General features: G+C 58.5%; 1 protein-coding gene. It reads right to left on the minus strand.

Going from position 1 to position 945, the window contains the following annotated elements:
• Positions 1 to 945 (minus strand): DEAD/DEAH box helicase (locus X742_RS140385; protein ID WP_023775629.1); only part of this gene is annotated, 945 nt, incomplete at both ends.

Below are 945 nucleotides of genomic sequence, written 5' to 3' on the forward strand. Positions count from 1 at the left end.
ATCAGAGCGTTGGCTACCTGCTCTTCAAAGATTGAATCCATTTCGCGAACCGTGGCCTGGGCAAGCGAAATTCGCCCTGTTCTCGCGTAGTGCAAGAAGAGCTTGAAGGCGAAGATGCCTTTCCCTTTGCCACGCCCCAGGTCGATGTCCTCGTCTGTGATGGATGCGAATACTTCGCAGCTGCGCTTGGCGCGGCTTATGAGGACGTTGAGCCGACGCTCGCCGCCTTCCGCACCAAGAGGGCCGAAACGCATGGCCATGTACCCCTGCGCATTCTTGGCATACCCCACTGAGATCATGATCACGTCGCGCTCATCGCCTTGAACATTTTCAAGGTTCTTGACGAAGAATGGCTCGCTGGGGTGCGCGTGAAAGAACTCCTCCGTATCGGGATTTAGTCGCCGCAGCCATTCGAGTTCATCCTGGATCGCGCGGCGTTGGCTAACCGAAAATGTTGCAACGCCTAGAGTCTCTCGCGGGTTCACCTTCGCATGACGGATGATCGCTTCGGCTACTGCTCTCGCCTCTACCGGATTGGTTCCTGTGCCACCGGAATCGAAGACCCCCTCTGGCACATGATGAAACCGCAACCCCATGCCTGCCTCTTGGGTATAGGGGCTTGGCACGATGAAAAGCCGGTTCTCATAGAACTGGCTGTTCGATACGGCGATCAGAGATTGGTGACGGCTACGGTAGTGCCAGCGGAGCATACGCTGCGGCAAGCCGCGGGCCGTGAACAGGCCGAGGATGCTTTCGATGTCGGCGACCTGCGCGCCCTCACCCTCGTCATCTTCAGCCTGCGAGCCTGTCACCTTCGCGAAGAATGTCGTGGGGGGCAGTTGGCGTTCGTCGCCAACAACGACCACCTGATTGGCCCTGGCGATCGAGCCAAGCGCGTCCACAGGCTGTATCTGGGAGGCCTCGTCCATCACGAGCAGATCGAAG

Source organism: Mesorhizobium sp. LNHC229A00, assembly GCF_000502415.1.
Classification (GTDB): Bacteria; Pseudomonadota; Alphaproteobacteria; order Rhizobiales; family Rhizobiaceae; genus Mesorhizobium.